Genomic DNA, 20270 nt, shown 5'->3' with positions numbered 1-20270 from the left:
GGGGAGACTGGCGGCATGAGATGGGCCCGCCGAGCCGTACCCGCCGTCACCGCCGCCGTCGCGGCCCTCGCCGCCCGCGACGTCCTGCAACGCGACCACGCCCTGCTGCGCAACTTCCCCGTGCTCGGGCGGGCCCGGTACCTGCTGGAGTCGCTCGGCCCCGAGCTGCGGCAGTACATCGTGGCCGGCAACAACGAGGAGCGGCCGTTCACCCGCGACCAGCGGCGCTGGGTGTACGCGTCGGCGAAGCAGGAGAACAACTACTTCGGGTTCGGCACGGACAACGACATCGAGTACACGGCCGGCTATCCGATCATCAAGCACCGCACGTTCGGCCGGGCCGTGCCGCCGTCGGCGCCGGCCGCTGGGCAGGACGTGCGGCTGCCGTGCGCGAAGGTGCTCGGGGCGGCCCGGGGGCGGGCGCGGGCGTTCCGGCCGGAGTCGGTGGTCAACATCTCCGGGATGAGCTTCGGCTCGCTGTCGGGCAACGCCGTGGCGGCGCTCAACCGGGGCGCGGCCCTGGCCGGCTGCCTGCACAACACCGGCGAGGGCGGCCTGTCGCCGTACCACCGGCGCGGCGGGGAGCTGGTGTTCCAGCTCGGCACCGCATACTTCGGCTGCCGCGACGAGCGCGGCCGGTTCGACCTGGCCCGGCTGAAGGACCTGGTCGCCAGTGCGCCGGTGCGGGCGCTGGAGGTGAAGCTGAGCCAGGGCGCGAAGCCGAGCCTGGGCGGGCTGCTGCCGGGGGCGAAGGTGTCGGCGGAGATCGCCGCGACCCGGGGCGTCCCGCAGGGGCGCGACTGCGTCAGCCCGTCCCGGCACGCCGAGTTCGCCGACTGCGACAGCCTGCTGGACTGGGTGGAGCTGCTGGCCGCCGAGACCGGCCTGCCGGTGGGGATCAAGTCCGCCGTCGGCGACCTCGGCTTCTGGGCGGAGCTGGCCACCCTGATGCGCGACACCGGCCGGGGGATCGACTTCGTCACCGTCGACGGCGGCGAGGGCGGCACCGGCGCGGCACCGCTGATCTTCACGGACTCGGTGTCGCTGCCGTTCCAGCAGGGCTTCTCCCGGGTCTACAGGGTCTTCGCCGAGCGGGGGCTGCACGAGCAGGTGGTGTTCGTCGGCGCCGGCAAGCTGGGCCTGCCGGACAACGCCGTGGTGGCGTTCGCCCTCGGCTGCGACATGGTCAACGTGGGCCGGGAGGCGATGCTGGCGATCGGCTGCATCCAGGCCCAGAAGTGCCACACCGACACCTGCCCGACCGGGGTGGCGACGCAGCACCCGTGGCTGGCCCGGGGCCTGGACCCGGCGCGCAAGTCGGTGCGGGCGGCGAACTACCTGCGGACCCTGCGCCGGGACCTGGTGAAGGTCGCCGAGGCGTGCGGGGTGGAGCACCCGGGCCTGATCGACGCGGACTCGGTGGAGATCCTCGACGGGCGCACCTCCGCCACGCCGCTACGCGAGGTGTACGGCTACCGTCCCGACTGGGGCCTGCCCTCGGCGGCCGACCGGGCGGAGATCGTCCGGCTGATGACCCCGCAGGCGCCCCGGGGCGGCACCGCGACGCCCTCCCCCACCGCCGTGCGCTGACGCCGCGCCGCGCCGGCGCTCCCAGCGACGATGGTGGGAGCGCCGGCGCGGTGGTCGGGCGTCACATGTAGAGGGTGTTGGGCTCCAGCCCGCACAGCACCCGGCCGTACAGCTCGGTGTTGACGTCGGGGACGACGAGGCCGTGCAGCGCGGCCGAGGTGATGTCCCGCACGATGCGCTGGATCGGGACGTCGGTGTAGATGGAGGTGCCGCCGCTGGCCATCTGGAAGGTGTCGGCGACCTCCTTGGCCAGGCGGGCCGCCTCGCCCTGGTCGGCGCGCACCCGGACCCGCTCCTCGACCGTCCACGCCTCGCCGCTGAACGCCTTGTGGTCGACGACCTCGGCGATCCGCCGGGCGTGGAACATGGCCTGGTCGATCTTGTGGGCGGCGGCCCCGACCCGCAGGTGGGTCAGCGGGGCCTCGGCCTGGCTCGGGTAGTCGGTGTAGATGATCTTCCGGTCGGGGAGCCGGTCGAAGAAGGTGTCCCACGCCGCCTTGGCGATCCCGACCAGCATGCCGACCCCGGAGACCGCGGCGACCAGCGTGGCCGGGGTGGAATAGATCGGGATGTTCCGGTTGGTCTCCGACAGCGTGTTCGGGGCCAGCGCCGCGCCCAGCGGGATGACCCGCTCGGCGGGCAGGAAGACGTTCGTGGCCACCGTCGTGATGCTGCCCGAGCCGCGCAGCCCGGTGGTGTGCCAGTCGTCGACGAGCTCCATGTCGGACATCGGCACCATGGTCATGACCGGCTCCGGCTCGGCGCCGTCGCGCAGGATCACGGCCGCCGCCTCCATCCAGTGCGCGTGGTGCGCCCCGCTGACGAAGGGCCAACGGCCGTTGAGGAGGTAGCCGCCCTCGACCGGCACCATCGTGCCCTTGGGGGCGTTGGTCCCGCAGACCCGCACGTCGGGGGTCGAGAAGACCTCGTCCTGCACCTGGTCGGGGAACATGCAGACCAGGTAGGTGGGGATCCAGTTCACCATCGCGACCCAGGCCACGGAGGCGTCGATGCGGCCCAGGGCCGCGCCGACCTCGACCAGCGTCGCGCCGTCGCACTCGTAGCCGCCGTAGCGCTTGGGCACCCGCATCCGGAAGATGCCCGCCTCGGCCATCGCCTCGACTGTCGCCTCGTGCAGACGGCGGTTCTCCTCCGACCAGGCCACGTGCTCCCGCAGCACCGGCTCGGCCTTGGCGACGCGGCTGAGGATCTCCTCACGCGTGGGGGTTTCGGTTACAGTCACCAGTCCTCCTTGGGAAGGCTCTCCGGTCTTGTGGACCTTGTCCGTCCCACGGTCGCACCCGTCGCCGTGCGGGCACTTCTTCCGTGTTGCGCCCCGCGCCTCCCGCCGCCGGCCGGCCGTCGTCCGCCGGCACCGCCCCCGTCCGGGGGCCCGGCGAGGGCGGCGCCCCAGGTCAGGACGGCAGGCGCATGGTGCGCAGGAAGACCGGCAGCAGCCAGGGCCGGCGGCCGCCCACCCACAGCTTGCGGGCGAGGACCGCGCGCGGCCGGGACACCCGGCCGAACAGCATCAGGGTGAACACCGCCGGGTCGAAGGAGAGCCGGACGTCCGGACGGGACTCGGTCGGCGCCACCGTCACCCGGCCATCGGCCAGGGCCATCGTCACCTCGGGGCCGAAGCGGTGCCGGAAGTTCACCGAGATCGTCCCCGGATGGGCCGGGCCGTCCCGGTCCAGCAGCCGGCCATAGCCGCGCCTGGTCATGCCCACCATGAACAGGTCCACGAAGAGCGCCGCGTCGGCGGGATCGACGACCCAGCGTCGGCCGACCGCCCGGGCGATGTCCCAGGCGTGCAGGTTCAGCTCGTTGAGCAGGTGGGCCAGCAGGCCCGTGACCGGCAGCCGGGCCCCGCCGAGCCAGGACACCTCGTGCTCCGGCCCGGCCTCGTCGACCGCCCGCAGCACCTCCTCGACGTCGGCGCGCAGCCGGTCGGCCAGCACCGGCAGCCGCCGCTCGGTGAAGTGCCGCAGCACCTCGGCGTTCATCACCGAGATCGTGTCGACCGTGGTGCGCCGGCGCAGTTCGAGCAGGTCGGGCACCGGCAGGTCGGGCGGGCCGCCCCGGACCAGGGCCAGGCCCATCGCGGCGACGCCGCACAGGTGCGCCATGGTGTCCGCCACCGTCCAGTGCGCGGTGGCGGGCCGGTCGGGCGGGGCGTCGTCGACGAGGTCGAGCAGCCGCCCGAGGACGACGGGCACAGAGGTGCGGACGCGACGCCACTGGTGCGGGTTGACCGACATGTGTCCACGATGGAGGATGCGGGTGCGCGAACACTTGTTCGAGGTTGCCGTCCTGCCCGCCGCCCCGCCGCGTCGCCTCGCCGCCCTGCCCGGCGGAGAGGGCAACACGGAAGAAGTCAACCGGGGGAACCGTCCCCACAATCCATCCATGGCTGTCACCGAAAGAGGACGCGCGGTCCACCTCTCCGCGCACACCCACCCGCGCTCGCGCGGGATCGTCCTGGGCGGCGTCGCGGCGGGAGTCCTGCTGGCGGTGCTGTGGTCGTACGAGTTCGTCGACCACGTGATCGGCGACAACGTCGCCAACACCCTGCTGGGCCACGACGCGAAGAGCACCGCCATCGGTGGCACCGTCGCGGGCCTGGTCTTCGCCTTCGTCTCCGGCCTGGCCGGCACGTTCACGGCGTGCAACATCGCGATGGCCGCCGCCGTCGGCCCGATGAGCCAGGCCGGCGGGGCGGGGGCGACCCGGGCCGGGCTGCGCGTCCTGCTGCGGCCGGTCGGCTGGCTCACCGTCGGGATGGTGGCGGTCGCCGCGACGTACGGCTTCGTCGGCGTGCTGCTCGGCGACCGGCTGCCGCAGCTGTCCACCGGCACCGTCGGCGGGCTGCCCGTGCGCCTGGTCCAGTCGATGGTCGTCTTCGGCGTGATCGGCCTCGCCTTCGTCTACCTCGGCCTGGCCGCCCTCGGCACGCTGCCGGACCCGTTCGCGCACCGCCCGGTCGCCCGGGTCGTGGTGCTCGGCGCGCTCGTCGGCGGGTTCCTCATCGGCCGGCCGTACCCGCTGTTCAACAAGCTGTTCCACTGGGCGGTGGACACCGGCAACCCGCTCTACGGCGCGGGAGCGTTCGTGCTCCAGTCGCTGGGCAACATCGCCATCGTCGCCGCCCTGTTCGCGCTGGTCATCGTGGTCACCCGGGGCCGGTTCGTGCAGTGGCTCGCCGCCAGCCCCTCCCGCACCGCCGCGGTCACCGGGGCGCTGCTGATCGCGCTGGGCGTGTTCATGGTCGTCTACTGGGACGTGCGGTTGCCCGCCATGTTCGGCTACGGCTGGTTCCCCACCATGCCGTACAACGGTTAGGACGGCGGTCGTGCCGGCGGGCGCGGGGCCGCGCCCGCCGGGCCGGGGCCGCTCGGGCCTAGCCGACGTACCCGCCGACCTTGATCCGCTGCGCGGTCTCGGTGTAGGCCGACGGGTCCTCCGGCAGCCGGGTGCCGAGCCCGTCGACGTAGCGGTTGAACATGCAGAACGCGGCCGCGATCAGCACCGTGTCGTGGATCTCCAGGTCGGTCGCGCCCTCGGCGCGGGCCGAGTCGACCAGCGCGGCGCTCACGGTGCGGCCGCCCGCCTGGACGGCGGCGGCGATCCGCAGCAGGCCGCGCAGCTTCGCGGAGACCTCCGCCGTGTCCGGGTCCGCCCGGACCTGGGTCACCAGCGGCATGCCGCCGTCGAGCTGGGCGGCGGCGAACGCCGAGTGCGACGAGCAGCAGAACGTGCACTCGTTGAGCCCGGAGACGTACGCGGCGATCAGCTCCCGCTCGCCGGCGCTGAGGGTGGGGTGCGGGGCGTGCAGCAACGCCTCGGCCAGGGCATTGAGCGCCACGGCGGTCTCCGGCCGGTAACGCATCAGCCCGCTGATGCCCGGGTACTGCGTCTCGTCCAGACCCAGATCGATGTGTGCCACGTGTCTCTCCTCGGCGTGACAGGCCGCGGCCGGCGGCGACGCGGTCCTGCTGCGCATGGTGCCGGCCCCGCCGCCGGTCCGCTTCTTCGACCGTGCTCACTGCGACCGGCGTCCGCGGCCCGCGATCTCTTCGAGAATGCCGTCCGCGGGGCCGGCACCTGCGCCGACACGGAGGGCGACGAGCAGGGCACGGATGCGTATTGCCGCTGCACAGCAGCCGCTGCCACGATCGGCACCATGGTCGACACGACGCACATACGGCAGGGGGCCCGGGCGCAGTCCGGGACCATGGTGGACCGACTTCGCCAACTCGTACACGCCGAATCCCCGCCCGGGGCCGTGCGGCGCCTGCACGCCTGCGCCGACCTGCTGGAGAGCTGGATCAGCCCGCTGCTGGGCCGGCCCGCCGTGCGGGTCACCCGCGACGGGCTGCCGCACCTGCTCTGGCAGGCCGAGGACCAGCGGGTGCTGCTGCTGGGGCACTACGACACGGTGTGGCCGGAGGGCACCACGCGGGACTGGCCCTTCGCGCTCGCCGAGCACATCGCCACCGGGCCCGGGGTGTGCGACATGAAGTCCGGCATCGTGCAGCTGGTCACCGCCCTGTCCCTGCTGCCCGACCCCTCCCGGGTGGGGGTGCTGCTGACCTGCGACGAGGAGAGCGGGTCGCCGACGTCCCGGCCGCTGATCGAGCAGCAGGCCCGCCGGTCGCGGGCCGTGCTGGTGGGCGAGCCGTCCACCGAGACGGGCGCGCTCAAGGTCGCCCGCAAGGGCGGTTCGCGGTACGAGATCACCGTGCGCGGCCGCGCCGCGCACGCGGGCGTGGAGCCGCACCGGGGGGTGAACGCGGCCGTCGAGCTGGCCCACCAGGTCCTCGCCGTGCGGGCGTTCGCCGCCGAGGGCACCAGCGTCACGCCGACGGTGCTCAGCGCCGGCAGCATCAGCAACCAGGTGCCCGAGTCGGCGACGTTCTGCGTCGACGTGCGCGCCTGGACCCGGGAGGAGCTCGACCGGGTGGACCGGCAGATCCACGCGCTGACCCCGCAGCTGGCCGAGGCCGCGCTCGTGGTGGGCGGCGGGATCAACCGCTACCCGCTGCAGGAGGCGGTGGCGATGCCGCTGCTGGAGGTCGCCCGCCGGGCGGGTCGCGAGCTGGGCCTGCCGCCGCTGGAGGCCGCGCACGCCGCCGGCGCCTCCGACGCGAACTTCACCGGGTCGCTGGGCGTGGCCACCCTCGACGGCCTGGGCGGGGTGGGCGGCGGGTCGCACGCCCGCAGCGAGTGGGTGGACGTCAGCCAGATGCCCGACCGGGCCGCCCTGCTCGCCGCGACCGTCGCCGGGGTGCTCACCCGGCAGCGGCGGGGCCCGGCACCCGCGGCCCGGGGTGTGCCCGCGCGCCTGTGAGGCGCGTCGCTGCTGTCCACGGGCCCACACACCGTCCATAATGGTGTGTCATGAGCCGCACCACGCGCCGGTACCCGGCCCCGCCCCGCTTCGGGGTGGAGGAGGAGTTCCTCGTCGTCGACGCCGCCACCCGGGCCCCGGTGCCCCGGGCCGCCGAGGTCGTCGCGGCGGCGTCGGCGTCGCTCGGGGAGCGGGTGTCCGGGGAGATCACCACCCTGCAACTGGAGACCAGGACCCACGCCTGCGGCACCCTCGGCGAGCTGACCGACCAGCTCGGCGAGGCCCGCAAGGTCGTCGCGGACTGCGCCCGGGCGGCGGGCCTGCGGGTGGTGGCCGCCGGCACGGCCCCCGTCGCCGGGGCGGTGCCGCCGCCGATGACCGTCGGCCCGCGCCAGAGCCGGGGCACCGAGACCTTCCGGGGGTTGCACGACGAGCTGGCGCTGTGCGCGCTGCACGTGCACGTGGAGATGCCGGACCGGCAGCGGGCCGTGCTGGTCGGCAACCACCTGCGGCCCTACCTTCCGCTGCTGCTGACCCTCACGGCGAACTCGCCGTACTGGGACGACCGCGACTCCGGCTACGCGAGCTGGCGCACCACGGTCTGGGGCCGGTGGCCGGTGGCCGGTCCGCCGCCGGTGTTCGACTCGGCGGAGCACTACGACGAGGTGGTGGGGCGACTGTTGGACGCCGGCGCCCTCGTCGACCGGGCCACCATCTTCTGGGACGTGCGCCCCTCGGAACGGCATCCGACGCTGGAGGTCCGGGTGGCCGACTCGGCCCTCACCGCCGAGGACGCGGCGCGCTACGCGGCGCTGGTGCGGGCGCTCGTGGCGCACCTGTCGGCGGCGGTGGACGCCGGCGAGCCCGCCCCGCACGTCGCCGGGGAGCTGCTGCGGGTGGCCTACTGGCGGGCCGCCCGCGACGGCCTGGACGGCGCGGGCCTGGACCCGCGCACGGGCCGGCTCCGGCCGGCGGCCGAGCTGGCCCGCGAGTTGCTGGCCACGGTGGAGCCGGCGCTGCGTGCCCACGGCGACCACGACCCCGTCGCGCGGTGGCTGGAGCAGCTCGCCGCCGACGGCACCGGGGCGCGGCGGCAACGGGCGGTCGTGCACGCCGGCGGGACGCTCGCCGACGTCGTCGACCGGCTTTCGGAGTGGACGGCGGGCTGACCTGCCGAGGGCCGGCGGGCGGTCGGTCCCCCCGGCCGGACCCCGCGAATCTGGGCAATCGCGCACAACCGGCGGCGGGTGGCGTGGGTGATGCTGGAAGGGCCCGACCTGCTGATGGAGGCCGTTCATGGACCAGATCGCGACCGTCCCGTTCCACCTGCACCGGCTGGAACCCACGCTGATGAACCGCACCGCCCGGGCGTTCGCCGACCGGATGGCGGCCCGCCGGTCGGTGCGGCACTTCTCCGACGAGCCGGTGCCGCTGGAGGTCGTCGAGGAGGCCGTCCGGGCCGCCGCGACCGCCCCCAGCGGCGCCAACCTGCAACCCTGGCGGTTCGTGGTGGTGACCGACGCCGACCGCAGGCGGCGGCTGCGCGAGGCCGCCGAGGCCGAGGAGATCGAGTTCTACACCCGCCGTGCCTCCCAGGAGTGGCTCGACGCGGTGGCCCCGATGGGCACCGACTGGCAGAAGCCGTTCCTGGAGACCGCCCCGGTGGTCATCGTGGTGTTCGAGGTCCACCAGGGGCCGCAGACCCCGAAGCCCTACTACGTCAAGGAGTCGGTCGGCATCGCCGTCGGCGTGCTGATCACCGCCCTGCACCTGTCCGGGCTGGCCACGCTCACCCACACGCCGAGCCCGATGCGGTTCCTCAACGAGATCTGCGACCGCCCGGCCGAGGAGCGCGCCTGCCTGGTGATGCCGGTCGGCTACCCGGCCGAGGGGGTCACGGTGCCGGAGCTGACCCGCAAGTCGCTGTCGGAGGTCATGGTCCTGCGGTAGGCCTCAGCGCCCCAGGTCCGCGGTGAAGAACTCGCGCAGGGGCTGCACGTGCCGGTCCTGCCGGCGCCACTCGGCCAGCAGGTCCTCCAGCAGGTGCAGCTCCTCGACCAGCTCCCCGCCCCGGTAGCGGCGCACCACCGGGTGGATGAAGGCGCTCTCGGCGGCCCGGTCCGGCTGCGGGTGCCGCTCGATGGCGAACACGTCGCCGTACTCGTCGCGGCCCCAGCGCAGCGAGAACGTGTAGTAGTGGCTCTCGCCGCCGAACCGGGCGACCGCATGGTCCTCGGGCAGGTCGTGGTAGTGGCGCACCACCCCGGCGGCCGCGTCGACGACGAGGACGTCGCAGAGGAACTCGAACTGCGTCCACAGCGCCGAGCTCCAGTTGACCCGGTCCAGCACCACCTCGGTGAGCGCCTCGGCGTCCGCCGCCACCTTCTCGTACGCCAGCGGCGCGCCCTCGTACCGCTCGCGCAGCAGGGCGGTGAGCGTCCGCAGGTTGTAGCGGAAGCCGTCGATGAACGCGGACGACGCCTTCTTGAAGTCGCGATCCTGGGCGAGCGTGCCGGCGAAGTAGAGCCCGTCGACGTCGACCGACTGCCAGTCGGGCCGGGTGGCGGGCAGCCGCCCGCTGGGCACCATGCCGGGGCGGCAGTTGTCGGCGAAGGCCGAGGTGTCCATGGCGAAGCCGGTGCAGCGCAGCACCGTCTCGTACTCCATCACGGCCGTCTCGCCGTCGGCGTGGGTGTAGGTCAGGTGCACCTCGTACTTGTCCCCCACCGGGCGGATCTCGTCGATGACGCAGTCGAGCACGGAGTGCAGGGTCTTGAACTGGTAGCTGTCCAGGACCGCGCCGTGGTGGCCGCGTACGTCGCCGGGGTGCTTGGTGTTCCAGGCCAGGCGCAGGGGACGCGGGCTGGCCAGGTGGATCATGGCGGCGTGCCCGAGGATCGCCGAGGCGGTCTCGAACGCCGAGTTGCCCTTGCCGAGGATGAGCACCCGCTGGTCGGCGTAGTCGGCCGGGTCGGTGGACATGTCCTCGTAGCCGATCGCGTGCTCGATGCCGCGTACGTCGGGGATGTTGGGCCGGCCCCAGCCGGCGGCCCACACCACGCAGTCGGCGTGCAGCAGCCGACCGCCGGCGCGCACGAGGAAACCGTCGTCGGTCTTGGTGACCAGCTCGACGGTCGTGTCGTAGCGGACGGCGAGCCCGTGGTGGCGGGCGAAGTCGCCGAGGTAGCGGACCATGTCGTCGGCGGAAGGGAAGTATTCGCGGCTGTAGTCGGCGAACGGCAGGTCGGCCGGGGTGTGCAGCAGCGAGTTCCAGTCCCAGCGCAGCCGGATCTCGGGGTCGGTGCTGGTGGTGTGCACCTTGTTCAGGGAGATCAGCTTGCGGTGGCGGGGGAACCGGCGGAAGAACTCGCCGGGTTCGGCCGCGCGTTCCAGCGTCAGGTAGTCGCTGCCGGCCTGCTGGAGGTAGTAGCTCAGCTGAAGGCCGGCCGGGCCGGCGCCGATGATCAGGTAACGGTGGTGCTCGGTGCCCTCTGGCAAGTCGGTCATGGCTGCTCCCGCGTCGAGTACCCATGACCATTGTGGATAAATGCACTTAAGTCAATACATATCCGGGTTGGATGGTGCGGCCGAAGGACGGAGATCGACGGTCGGCCGCCCCCGCCGCTGCGGCGGGGGCGGCCGGCGCGCGGGCGGTGCGCTCAGGCGGGCTGGGCGGCCGGCTCACGGTGGCCGCTGACCTTCGCCGCCGGCATCGGTCCACCCTTGGCGGTGCCGGTCATCTCGTCGCCGTCGATCGTCACGTCGAAGGCCAGGTCCATCCGCATCGGCTTCTTGATCGACTGGTACCAGGACAGCCGGTTGCCCTCCAGCGTGAGATCGTTCAGGGTGAGCGTCTCCTTCTCGCCGCGGGAGATGCCCTGCAGGACACCATCCTTGCTGAACAGCTCCAACTCGGTGCGGCGGACGCCGAACGGGGTGGCCACGGCCACCTTCCAGAATCCCTCGACAGACACGGCGGCTTCCTCTCTTCCCGGGGTCCCGGGCGGGGGCGGTCCCGCAGGACGACGCCCGGGCGGCGCCTCGGGCAGCGCCGCCACCCACGCTAGCCACCCTGCCGACGACAGTTAGTCGCCATATTGCCGTCTTGGGCCGACGGGTGGACACAGCGGGTCAACGCGGTGAGATCGACCAATAGGGATCCGACGCGTCAAATCGTCCGCTATACGCGAACTAAACCGGCCGCATGCTGCGAAAACGTCGGGAGCAATGTGAAAGAAGCGCGCCCCGGCGCCACCGTCGCACGATGAACCTGGCCTGATCCGGTCGCCGAGCATCCACTTTTCCCGACCGCCGCAGGAGGAAACCAGGCACTCAGAAAGCAGATTCGACGCGCCGACGGAAAATTGCCGGGGAAACTATCTTCCTCCGGCCGGACCGTCGCGCCGCGAAGCCCCCGACGTCAGGCGACACTCCCCCATCCCTTGCCGCGCAGCACCCCGGGACCGCCCGTGGAACACCGTCGCGGTGATGCCGTCTGCCCTGTTCACGCCATCGGCTTTGGCAGAAGCCGATGGCTCTGTTGTAAGGAGACCGTACCGTGCTGGGTCAACGCGCACGCTCGCTCAGTCCCGGAATAGTCGCGATTCTACTCGTGGCCTCGCTCTTTTTCATCATCGACAGCCGCGTGTCGGTCGCCGGCGCCGACGAAGCCGCCACAAAGTACCGCTTCACCGAGCAGTCGATCGCCTACCCGGACGGCTACGACCAGCTACCGAAGAAAACGATTCGCGACGTCAACCGCTCGTACCACAAGATCCGGGCCTGGATCTCGTCGGTCGGGGCGAGCATCGCGATCAACGACCTGACCGGCCACGGCCGCGCCAACAGCCTCTGCTTCGTGGACGTGCGCACCAACAAGGTCGTCGTGACGTACGCGCCCACCGCGCCGAAGGAGGACCAGTTCGCGCCGTTCCTGCTCGACCCGGCGCCGCTGCCCTTCGACGACACGATGGCCCCGATGGGCTGCGTGCCGGGCGACTACAACCTCGACGGCCGGATGGACCTCATGGTCACCTACTGGGGCCGGGTGCCGATCCTGTTCCTGCACAAGGCCAGCGCGACCACGGTGTCCAACGCCACCTACCAGCGCCAGGAGCTGCTGCCGCAGAGCTCGCCCGACGGGATCTACCACGGCCCGAAGTGGCACACCAACGCCTCGCTGGTCAGCGACCTCGACGGCGACGGCCGCCCGGACGTGGTGATCGGCAACTACTTCCCCGAGTCCGACGTGCTCAACACGCGGGGCCAGGACAACGTCGAGATGAACGAGACGCTGTCCAGCGCCACCAACGGCGGCGGCAGCCACGTCCTGCGCTGGGTGTCGGCGACCTCGGGCGACAACCCGTCGGTGACGTTCGTGCCGGAGCGCGCCGCGATCCCGTTCGTCGCGTCGACCGGCTGGACGCTGGGCCTCAACGCCGCCGACCTTACCGGCCGGGGCCTGCCCGACGTCTACGTCGCCAACGACTTCGGCCACGACCACCTGCTGCACAACGTCTCCCGGCCCGGCCGCATCGAGTTCAAGGTCGCCGTCGGCGAGCGCACCCCCACCACGCCCAAGTCGTTCGTGCTCGGCAACGGCTCGTTCAAGGGCATGGGCATCGACTTCGGTGACCTCGACCGCAACGGCAGCTTCGACATGATGGTCTCCAACATCACCACGGCCTGGGGCCTGGAGGAGAGCAACTTCGTCTGGATCAACCGGGCCCGCGACGAGCGCGACATGCTCGCCAAGCTCGACAAGGGCGTCGCCCCGTTCACCCAGGAGGCCCGCCCGCTCGGCCTGGCCTGGAGCGGCTGGGGCTGGGACGTGAAGTTCGGCGACTTCCTCAACAGCGGCGACCTGGAGGTCGTGCAGACCCTCGGCTTCGTCAAGGGCAAGATCGACCGCTGGCCGTGGCTGCAGGAGATGGCCATGATGAACGACGACCTGATGTCCAACCCGGCGATGTGGCCGAACATGCAGCCCGGTGACGACATCGCCGGCAGCCAGCCGCTGGCGTTCTTCGCCCGCACCGAAAGCGGCGAGTTCGCCAACATCACCAAGCAGGTCGGCCTGGACGTGCCGATCCCCACCCGGGGCATCGCCACCGCCGACACCCGCGGCATCGGGGCGCTGGACCTCGCCGTGGCCCGCCAGTGGGGCCCGCCGGCGTTCTACGCCAACGAGGCGCCCGCCAAGGGCAACTACCTGAACCTGCGGCTGTACCGGCCCGCGGTCGGCGCCGCGGAGGGCCAGATGCTCTGCACCCCGGCGTACGGCGCCACCGTCACGGTCACCACGCCGGACGGGCGCAAGCAGATCTCCCAGCTCGACGGCGGCAGCGGCCACGGCGGCAAGCGCAGCTTCGAGGTCCACTTCGGGCTGGGGGCCAGCAGCGGCCCGGTCACCGTCGACATGCGTTGGCGCGACCTCAGCGGCCAGCAGCACAGCACCAGCCAGCAGCTCACCGCCGGCACGCACACCCTCGTGCTGACCGACCGCGTCGAGGAGGTTCCGAACCGATGACCACGATCGCCCCGCCCCCCAGCATCGACACCGCGCCCGCGGCCCCCGTCCGCCCCGCGCCGGCCAAGCCCGAGCCCGACCGCCGCTACCTGGCGCTGCGCAACTTCGCCATCTCGATCAGCGTCTTCAACATCTTCGGCTACACGCTGCTCGGCTTCGAGCAGCCGTGGCTGTGGCCCATCTTCGCGGTGCTCACCGGCTATGCCACCGAGCTGACCTTCGAGCTGATCCGGGCCCGGGCCAAGAAGGAGACCCCCCGGTTCCTCGGCGGCGGCGGCCGCCGGGTGTACGAGTTCCTGCTGCCCTCGCACATCACCGCGCTGGCCTGCAACATGCTCCTGTACGCCAACGACATGTTCCTGCCGATCGCGTTCGCCGTGATCGTCGGCGTGACCGGCAAGTACGTCTTCCAGGCCCCGGTCTACGGCCGGATGCGGCACTACATGAACCCGTCGAACTTCGGCATCACGATGGCGCTGGTCTGCTTCGGCTCCTGGATCTCCATCGCCCCGCCGTACCAGTTCACGGAGAACGCCAACACGTACTTCCGGATCATGATCCCGATCATCATCGTGACCGCCGGCACCGTCATCAACGCGCTGCTGACCCGCAAGGTCCCGCTGATCGTGGGCTGGCTCGGCGGCTTCGCCATCCAGGCGTTCCTGCGGGCCTGGATCTGGGACGTGGCCCTGTTCTCGGCGCTGGCCGTGATGACCGGTGTGGCGTTCGTGCTCTTCACCAACTACATGATCACCGACCCGGGCACCACCCCGGTCAAGCCGATGAACCAGTTCATGTTCGGCTCCGGCGTGGCCATGGCCTACGGCGTGCTGATGCTGTTCAACGTCGTCTACACGCTCTTCTTCGCGGTGGTCGTCGTCTGCGGCATCCGCGGCATCGGCTGGTGGATCGCGGACATGCGCAAGAAGTCCCGGGCCGCCGCCAAGCTGACCCTCGACACCCCCAGGAGCCTCGCGTGAGCGACCGGATAGCCGTCGTCGGGATCGCCTGCCGGTATCCCGACGCGGAGGACCCCAACCAGCTGTGGGAGAACGTGCTCACCGGCCGCCGGGCGTTCCGCCGGCTGCCCGACGAGCGGATGAACGCCGAGGACTACTACTCCCCCGACCCCGCCGCGCCCGACCGGTTCTACTCGGCCAAGGCCGCCGTGATCGAGGGCTTCGAGTTCGACCGGGTCAAGTACAAGATCGCCGGGAGCACCTTCCGGTCCACCGACATGACGCACTGGCTGGCCCTGGACACCGTCGCCCGGGCCCTGGCCGACGCCGGCTTCGCCGACGGCGAGGGGCTGCCGCTGGCCACCACCGGCGTGGTCATCGGCAACACCCTCACCGGCGAGTTCAGCCGGGCCAACCTGCTGCGGCTGCGCTGGCCGTACGTGCGGCGCACGGTCGGAGCGGCGCTGCGCGAGCAGGGCTGGGACGACGCCGCGGTCGGCGCGTTCCTCGACGAGCTGGAGCCGCGCTACAAGGCGCCGTTCCCGCCGATCGACGAGGACACCCTGGCCGGCGGGCTGGCCAACACCATCGCCGGGCGGGTCTGCAACCACTTCGACTTCAAGGGCGGCGGCTACACCGTCGACGGGGCCTGCTCGTCGTCGCTGCTGTCGGTCGCCACCGCCTGCAACGCCCTGGCCCGGGGCGACCTCGACGCCGCCGTCGCCGGCGGCGTGGACCTGAGCATCGACCCGTTCGAGGTGATCGGCTTCGCCAAGACCGGCGCGCTGGCCACCGGCGAGATGCGGGTCTACGACCGCAACTCCAACGGGTTCTGGCCCGGCGAGGGCTGCGGGATGCTGGTGCTGATGCGCGACGAGGACGCGGTCGCGCGCGGCCTGCGCCGGCACGCCGTCATCGCCGGCTGGGGCTACTCCTCCGACGGCAAGGGCGGCATCACCCGGCCGGAGGCCAGCGGCCACCGGCTGGCCATCCGCCGGGCGTACGAGCGGGCCGGCTTCGGCATCGACTCGGTGTCCTACCTGGAGGGCCACGGCACCGGCACCGCCGTCGGCGACGCCACGGAGCTGACCGCGTTCACCGAGGCCCGGCAGGAGGCCGACGCGGCGGCGGCGCCCGCCGCGATCAGCACCGTGAAGGGCAACTTCGGCCACACCAAGGCCGCCGCCGGGGTCGCCGGGCTGCTCAAGGCGATCCTCGCCGTACGCCAGCAGGTCATCCCCCCGGCCACCGGGCACGTGGACACGCACCCGGTGCTCGACGTGGAGGAGCCCGCCCTGCGGGTGCCCGCCACGGCGGAGCTGTGGCCGGCCGACAAGCCGATCCGCGCGGCCGTGTCGTCGATGGGTTTCGGCGGCATCAACGCGCACGTGGTGGTCGAGAGCGCGGAGAGCGGCCGGCGCACCCGCATCGGGGCGTCGACGACCGCGCTGGTGCGCTCCCGGCAGGACACCGAGCTGCTGATGTTCGACGCGCGTACCCCGGAGGAGCTGGGCTCGCGGCTGTCGGACCTGGCGCCGTGGGTGGGCCGCCTGTCGTACGCGGAGCTGGGCGACCTGGCGGTGGCCCTGGCCGGGAAGCTTGCCGGGCGACCGGTGCGGGCGGCGGTGGTCGTCGCCTCGCCCGAGCAGGCGCGGCAGCGCCTGGAGCGGCTGGTCGAGCTGGTCGACGCGGGCGAGCAGCGGGTGATCGACGCGGCCGGCGGCGTCTTCCTCGGCGCGGCGGGCCCCGCCCCGCGGATCGGGTTCCTCTTCCCCGGTCAGGGCGCGGGACGGCGTGCCGACGGCGGCGCGCTGCGCCGCCGGTTCGAGGAGATCGACGCCCTCTACCAGGCCCACCAGCCGCCGCCCGGCGCGGACCTGGTGGCCACGGCCGTGGCGCAGCCGCGGATCGTGACCGGGTCGGTCGCGGGCCTGCGGGCGCTGTCGATGCTCGGCATCCGGGCCACCGGCGCGACCGGGCACAGCCTCGGCGAGCTGACCGCCCTGCACTGGGCCGGCGCCATGGACGAGCAGACGCTCATCGCGACCGCCGGCGCACGCGGGCGGATCATGGCCGACGCCAGCGCCGGGGACGGCACGATGGCCAGCATCTCCGCCGCCCCCGAGGTGGTGGAGCCGCTGCTGGCCGGCACGCCGGTCGTCATCGCCGGCTACAACAGCCCGCAGCAGACCGTGGTCTCCGGCCCGGTCGACGCGGTGCTGCAGGTCGGCGCGGCGGCCGAGCGGGCCGGGCTGTTCTGGACCCGGATCGCGGTGTCGCACGCCTTCCACTCCGAGGCCGTCGCCCCGGCGGCGGTCGCGTTCGCCGAGCACCTGAGCGGCGGGACCTTCGCGCCGCTGGCGCGGCCGATGGTCTCCACGGTCACCGGGGACGTGCTGCCGGCCGACACCGACGTGCCGGAGCTGCTGCGCCGGCAGGTGCTGGACCCGGTGCGGTTCACCCAGGCGGTGCGCCGCCTCGCCGACGACGCCGACCTGCTGCTGGAGGTCGGCCCGGGTCGGGTGCTGCGTGGGCTGGCCGCCGACATCGCCCCGCAGGTGCCGACGGTCTCGCTGGAGACCGACAGCCTCTCCCTCGCGGGCCTGCTCAACGCCGTCGGCGCGGCGTACGCGGCGGGCGCGGCGGTGAACCACGAGGCGTTGTTCCAGGACCGGTTCGCCCGGCCGCTGGAGCCGGGCCGGCCGCTGCGGTTCTTCGCCAGCCCCGCCGAGTCGGCCCCGGCCGGTGACTTCGCAGTGGCCCGTACCGCGCAGGAGCTGGCCGCCGTCGCGGCCACGCCGAACGGCACGTCGGTGGCGGTGTCCGGACCCGGCGCCACCCTCGACAGCCTGGAGCTGCTGCGCCGGCTCGCCGCCGAGCGGGCCGAGCTGCCGCTGGAGGCGGTGCGGCCGGACAGCCGGCCGCTGGACGAGCTGCACCTCAGCTCGATCACCGTCGGGCAGATCGTCAACCAGGCCGCCCGGGAGCTCAACGTGGCCGCGCCGACGCTGACCTCCAGCTACGCCACCGCCACCGTGGCGGAGATCGCGCAGATCCTCGACGACGCCGCCGGCGGTGCGGCCGGCGGCGACGAGCAGGAGGCGTCGATCGCCGGGGTGGCCCCGTGGGTGCGGGCGTTCGCCGTCGACCTGGTGCCCACGGAGGTGGGTCCACGCGTCGGCGCCCCGGTCGACGGGGGGTGGCAGGTGTTCACCGCCGGGCACAACCCGCTCGCCGAGCCGCTGCGCACGGCGCTGCAACACGCCCGGGTGGGCGACGGGGTGCTGCTGTGCCTGCCGCGCGACGGCCAGCCCGAGCACATCCCGGTGATGCTGCGCGCGGCCCGGTCCGCGCTGGCGCAGGGCGGCGCCGTGCGGTTCGTGGCGGTCGGTGACCGGCGCACCGCCGCCGGCCTGGCCAAGACGCTGCACCAGGAACACCCGGAGATCGTCACCACGGTGGTCGTCCTGCCGCTGGTCGACGAGCCGGCCGAGGAGGCGCTGGCGGCCACGGTGGCCCGGGTGGTCGCCGACGTGGCGGCCACCGCCGGGTTCAGCGAGGTCCACTACGACCGCGACGGCAACCGGCACGTGCCCGTGCTGCGGCCGGCGGCCCTGCCGCCCAACGGCGGGCCGGGGCTGGGCGTGGAGGACGTGCTGCTGGTCACCGGCGGCGGCAAGGGCATCACCGCCGAGTGCGCCCTCGCGCTGGGCCGGGACACCCTGGCGGCGGTCGGCCTGATCGGCCGCTCCGACCCGGCGACCGACGCGGAGCTGGCGGCCAACCTCGACCGGCTCACCGCCGCCGGGGTGCGCTTCCACTACGCCCGCGCGGACATCACCGCGCTGGACGAGGTGAAGGCGGCCGTCAACGACATCGAGCGGGTCCTCGGCCCGGTCACCGGCGTGCTGCACGGCGCCGGCCGCAACGAGCCGACGGCGGTGGCCAACCTCGACGAGGCGACGTTCCGGCGGACCCTCGCCCCGAAGATCGACGGGCTGGAGGCCGTGCTCGCCGCGACCGACCCGCACACGCTGCGGCTGCTGGTCACCTTCGGCAGCATCATCGGCCGGGCCGGGCTGCGCGGCGAGGGGCACTACGCCACGGCCAACGACTGGATGACCGACCTGACCCGCAAGGTCGGCGAGGACTACCCGCACATCCGGTGCCTGGCGCTGGAGTGGTCGGTGTGGTCCGGGGCCGGCATGGGCGAGCGGCTCGGGGTGCTGGAGGCCCTCACCCGCGACGGCATCGCGCCGATCCCCGTGGAGGCCGGCATCGCCACGCTGAAGGAGGTGCTGGCCAGCCCCGCCGCGCCGCAGGCGCTGGTGGTGATGGGCCGCGCCGACGGCCTGGCGACGGTCACGCTGGAACGGCGCGAGCTGCCGCTGCTGCGCTTCGTCGACCGGCCGCAGGTGCACTACCCGGGCGTGGAGCTGGTCGTGGACGCGGACCTCACCGCCGACGACGACCTCTACCTGGCCGACCACCTGCTCGACGGGGACCTGCTCTTCCCCGCCGTGCTGGGCATGGAGGCCATGGCGCAGGCGGCCTCGGCGCTCACCGGGCGCACCGAGGCGCCGGTGCTGGAGGACGTCGAGCTGCTGCGTCCGATCGTGGTGCCGCCCACCGGCAGCAACACGATCCGGATCGCGGTGCTCGCCGCCGCCGACGGCACGGTCGAGGCGGTGGTGCGCAGCAGCGACACCAACTTCGCCGCCGACCACTTCCGGGCCCGGCTGCGCTGGGACCGGCCGCTGCGGGTCGAGGCCCGGGCGGGCACCGCCGCGGCGGGGCTGCTGCCGATCGACCCGGCCCGCGACCTGTACGGCCCGGTGCTGTTCCAGGGGCGGCGGTTCCAGCGCCTGCTGGGCTACCTGGACCTGGCGGCGACGAGCTGCACGGCGCGGGTGTCCAACCGGCCGGTCGACGCGTGGTTCGCCCGGTACCGCCCCGGCGACCTGGTCCTCGGCGACCCGGGCACCCGGGACACGGTGATGCACGCGTTGCAGTGCTGCGTGCCGGACGCGACCCTGCTGCCGGGCGCGATCGAGCGGCTGCACCTGGCCGACCCGAAGGTCGCCGCGACCCTGGACACGGTCACCATCCACGCGGTGGAGCGGCTGCGCCAGGGCGACACCTACCACTACGACGTGGACGTCTGCGACGCCGACGGCAACCTCGTCGAGCGGTGGCAGGGGCTGCGCCTGCACGCCGTGCGCAAGCAGGACGGCACGGGGCCGTGGCTGCCGGCGCTGGTCGGCCCGTACCTGGAGCGGCGGGTCGGCGCGTTCCTGCCCGACGAGCTGCGCGTCGTGGTGCGGCCCGACGACTCCGACGCCACCGGCACGCAGGCCCGCCGCCGGCAGACCGCCCGCGCGGTGAGTTGGGCGCTGGGCACGGAGACGACGGTGCGCTACCGGCCGGACGGCAAGCCGGAGGTCGACGCCGACGTCCGGATCTCCGCCTCGCACGGCGCCGGGGTTACCGTCGCCGTCGCCGGCGCCTCCGCGGCGGTGGGCTGCGACGTGGAGCTGGCCTCGGCCCGCTCCGCCGACGAGTGGGCCGGCCTGATCGGCGCCGACGGCCTCGCCCTGGCCACGCTGCTGGCCCGGGAGCAGGGCGAGGACCTGTCGGTCGCCGCCACCCGGGTCTGGGGCGCGGTGGAGTGCCTGCGCAAGAACGGCCACGCCCGGGTCGACCTGGTGGCCGAGCCGAACGGCACGGCCGGCTGGGTGGCCCTGCGGTCGGGGGCGGCGCGCGTCGCCACCTTCGTCACCGCGCTCAACGACGTCGCCGACCCGGTGGTGTTCACGATGCTGGCGGAAGGAAGCAGGTGAAG

The 20270-nt window shown here is 73.3% G+C and carries 13 protein-coding genes; 8 read left to right on the top strand and 5 right to left on the bottom strand.

The window, feature by feature from the left end; translation table 11 throughout:
• The first annotated feature begins 15 nt into the window (after positions 1-15).
• Positions 16-1590, top strand: a complete 1575-nt coding sequence (locus TK50_RS31015; protein WP_043969064.1) for an FMN-binding glutamate synthase family protein — start codon at positions 16-18, stop codon at positions 1588-1590.
• A 61-nt stretch (positions 1591-1651) separates the two neighbouring features.
• Here TK50_RS31015 and TK50_RS31010 read toward each other — a convergent pair whose 3' ends face one another.
• Together TK50_RS31010 and TK50_RS31005 are read right to left on the bottom strand one after the other, a co-directional pair.
• Positions 1652-2833 (bottom strand): acyl-CoA dehydrogenase family protein, encoded by a 1182-nt coding sequence (locus tag TK50_RS31010; RefSeq protein WP_082106795.1) that lies wholly within the window; start codon positions 2831-2833, stop codon positions 1652-1654.
• A gap of 172 nt (positions 2834-3005) precedes the next feature.
• Positions 3006-3851, bottom strand: a complete 846-nt coding sequence (locus TK50_RS31005; protein WP_043969061.1) for a maleylpyruvate isomerase family mycothiol-dependent enzyme — start codon at positions 3849-3851, stop codon at positions 3006-3008.
• A gap of 148 nt (positions 3852-3999) precedes the next feature.
• Between TK50_RS31005 and TK50_RS31000 the strand changes: the two genes are divergently transcribed.
• Positions 4000-4932, top strand: coding sequence for a hypothetical protein (locus TK50_RS31000; protein ID WP_043969060.1), 933 nt, complete (start codon positions 4000-4002; stop codon positions 4930-4932).
• Positions 4933-4990: 58 nt separating this feature from the next.
• Here the strand turns inward: TK50_RS31000 and TK50_RS30995 are convergent, their stop codons facing one another.
• Positions 4991-5536: a carboxymuconolactone decarboxylase family protein gene (locus tag TK50_RS30995; RefSeq protein WP_043969059.1), complete on the bottom strand. Its 546-nt coding sequence runs from the start codon at positions 5534-5536 to the stop codon at positions 4991-4993.
• Between the two features lie 237 nt (positions 5537-5773).
• On the opposite strand from TK50_RS30995, the gene TK50_RS30990 reads away from it, so the two are divergent.
• From TK50_RS30990 to TK50_RS30980, 3 genes are all read left to right on the top strand, one after another.
• On the top strand, positions 5774-6940 hold the full coding sequence (locus TK50_RS30990; protein WP_043969058.1) for a M20/M25/M40 family metallo-hydrolase: 1167 nt from the start codon (positions 5774-5776) through the stop codon (positions 6938-6940).
• A gap of 50 nt (positions 6941-6990) precedes the next feature.
• Entirely contained in the window at positions 6991-8109 is a 1119-nt protein-coding gene (locus TK50_RS30985) for a carboxylate-amine ligase (protein WP_043969057.1), read from the top strand.
• 181 nt (positions 8110-8290) lie between these two features.
• Entirely contained in the window at positions 8291-8890 is a 600-nt protein-coding gene (locus TK50_RS30980) for a nitroreductase family protein (protein ID WP_199486227.1), read from the top strand.
• 3 nt (positions 8891-8893) lie between these two features.
• Here the strand turns inward: TK50_RS30980 and TK50_RS30975 are convergent, their stop codons facing one another.
• Both TK50_RS30975 and TK50_RS30970 read right to left on the bottom strand, forming a co-directional pair.
• Positions 8894-10447: an NAD(P)-binding domain-containing protein gene (locus TK50_RS30975; RefSeq protein ID WP_043969056.1), complete on the bottom strand. Its 1554-nt coding sequence runs from the start codon at positions 10445-10447 to the stop codon at positions 8894-8896.
• A gap of 152 nt (positions 10448-10599) precedes the next feature.
• Positions 10600-10914: a hypothetical protein gene (locus tag TK50_RS30970; RefSeq protein ID WP_043969055.1), complete on the bottom strand. Its 315-nt coding sequence runs from the start codon at positions 10912-10914 to the stop codon at positions 10600-10602.
• A 638-nt stretch (positions 10915-11552) separates the two neighbouring features.
• Between TK50_RS30970 and TK50_RS30965 the strand changes: the two genes are divergently transcribed.
• From TK50_RS30965 to TK50_RS30955, 3 genes are read left to right on the top strand one after another with little or no spacing between them, the layout of a single operon-like run.
• Positions 11553-13469 carry a CRTAC1 family protein gene (locus tag TK50_RS30965; protein ID WP_229405493.1) on the top strand — a complete coding sequence of 639 codons (1917 nt, stop codon included), beginning with the start codon at positions 11553-11555 and terminating at the stop codon, positions 13467-13469.
• Positions 13466-14449: a hypothetical protein gene (locus TK50_RS30960; RefSeq protein WP_043969053.1), complete on the top strand. Its 984-nt coding sequence runs from the start codon at positions 13466-13468 to the stop codon at positions 14447-14449. The genes TK50_RS30965 and TK50_RS30960 overlap by 4 nt, the downstream gene beginning before the upstream one ends.
• On the top strand, positions 14446-20268 hold the full coding sequence (locus tag TK50_RS30955; RefSeq protein WP_082106793.1) for a type I polyketide synthase: 5823 nt from the start codon (positions 14446-14448) through the stop codon (positions 20266-20268). Before TK50_RS30960 ends, TK50_RS30955 begins: the two co-directional genes overlap by 4 nt.
• Positions 20269-20270 lie beyond the last annotated feature (2 nt).

The organism is Micromonospora haikouensis, assembly GCF_000876225.1.
GTDB classification, from domain to species: domain Bacteria; phylum Actinomycetota; class Actinomycetes; order Mycobacteriales; family Micromonosporaceae; genus Micromonospora; species Micromonospora haikouensis.
The sequence above is the reverse complement of the archived record's forward strand: the minus strand, read 5'-3'. Positions and strand labels throughout refer to the sequence as shown.

Excerpts from the sequence above, each read along its gene's own strand:
- TK50_RS31000 (WP_043969060.1), top strand. The coding sequence starts at position 4,000 with ATGGCTGTCACCGAAAGAGGACGCGCGGTCCACCTCTCCGCGCACACC.
- TK50_RS30990 (WP_043969058.1), top strand. The coding sequence starts at position 5,774 with ATGGTCGACACGACGCACATACGGCAGGGGGCCCGGGCGCAGTCCGGG.
- TK50_RS30980 (WP_199486227.1), top strand. The coding sequence starts at position 8,291 with ATGAACCGCACCGCCCGGGCGTTCGCCGACCGGATGGCGGCCCGCCGG.
- TK50_RS30975 (WP_043969056.1), bottom strand. The coding sequence starts at position 10,447 with ATGACCGACTTGCCAGAGGGCACCGAGCACCACCGTTACCTGATCATC.
- TK50_RS30985 (WP_043969057.1), top strand. The coding sequence starts at position 6,991 with ATGAGCCGCACCACGCGCCGGTACCCGGCCCCGCCCCGCTTCGGGGTG.
- TK50_RS31005 (WP_043969061.1), bottom strand. The coding sequence starts at position 3,851 with ATGTCGGTCAACCCGCACCAGTGGCGTCGCGTCCGCACCTCTGTGCCC.
- TK50_RS31015 (WP_043969064.1), top strand. The coding sequence starts at position 16 with ATGAGATGGGCCCGCCGAGCCGTACCCGCCGTCACCGCCGCCGTCGCG.
- TK50_RS30960 (WP_043969053.1), top strand. The coding sequence starts at position 13,466 with ATGACCACGATCGCCCCGCCCCCCAGCATCGACACCGCGCCCGCGGCC.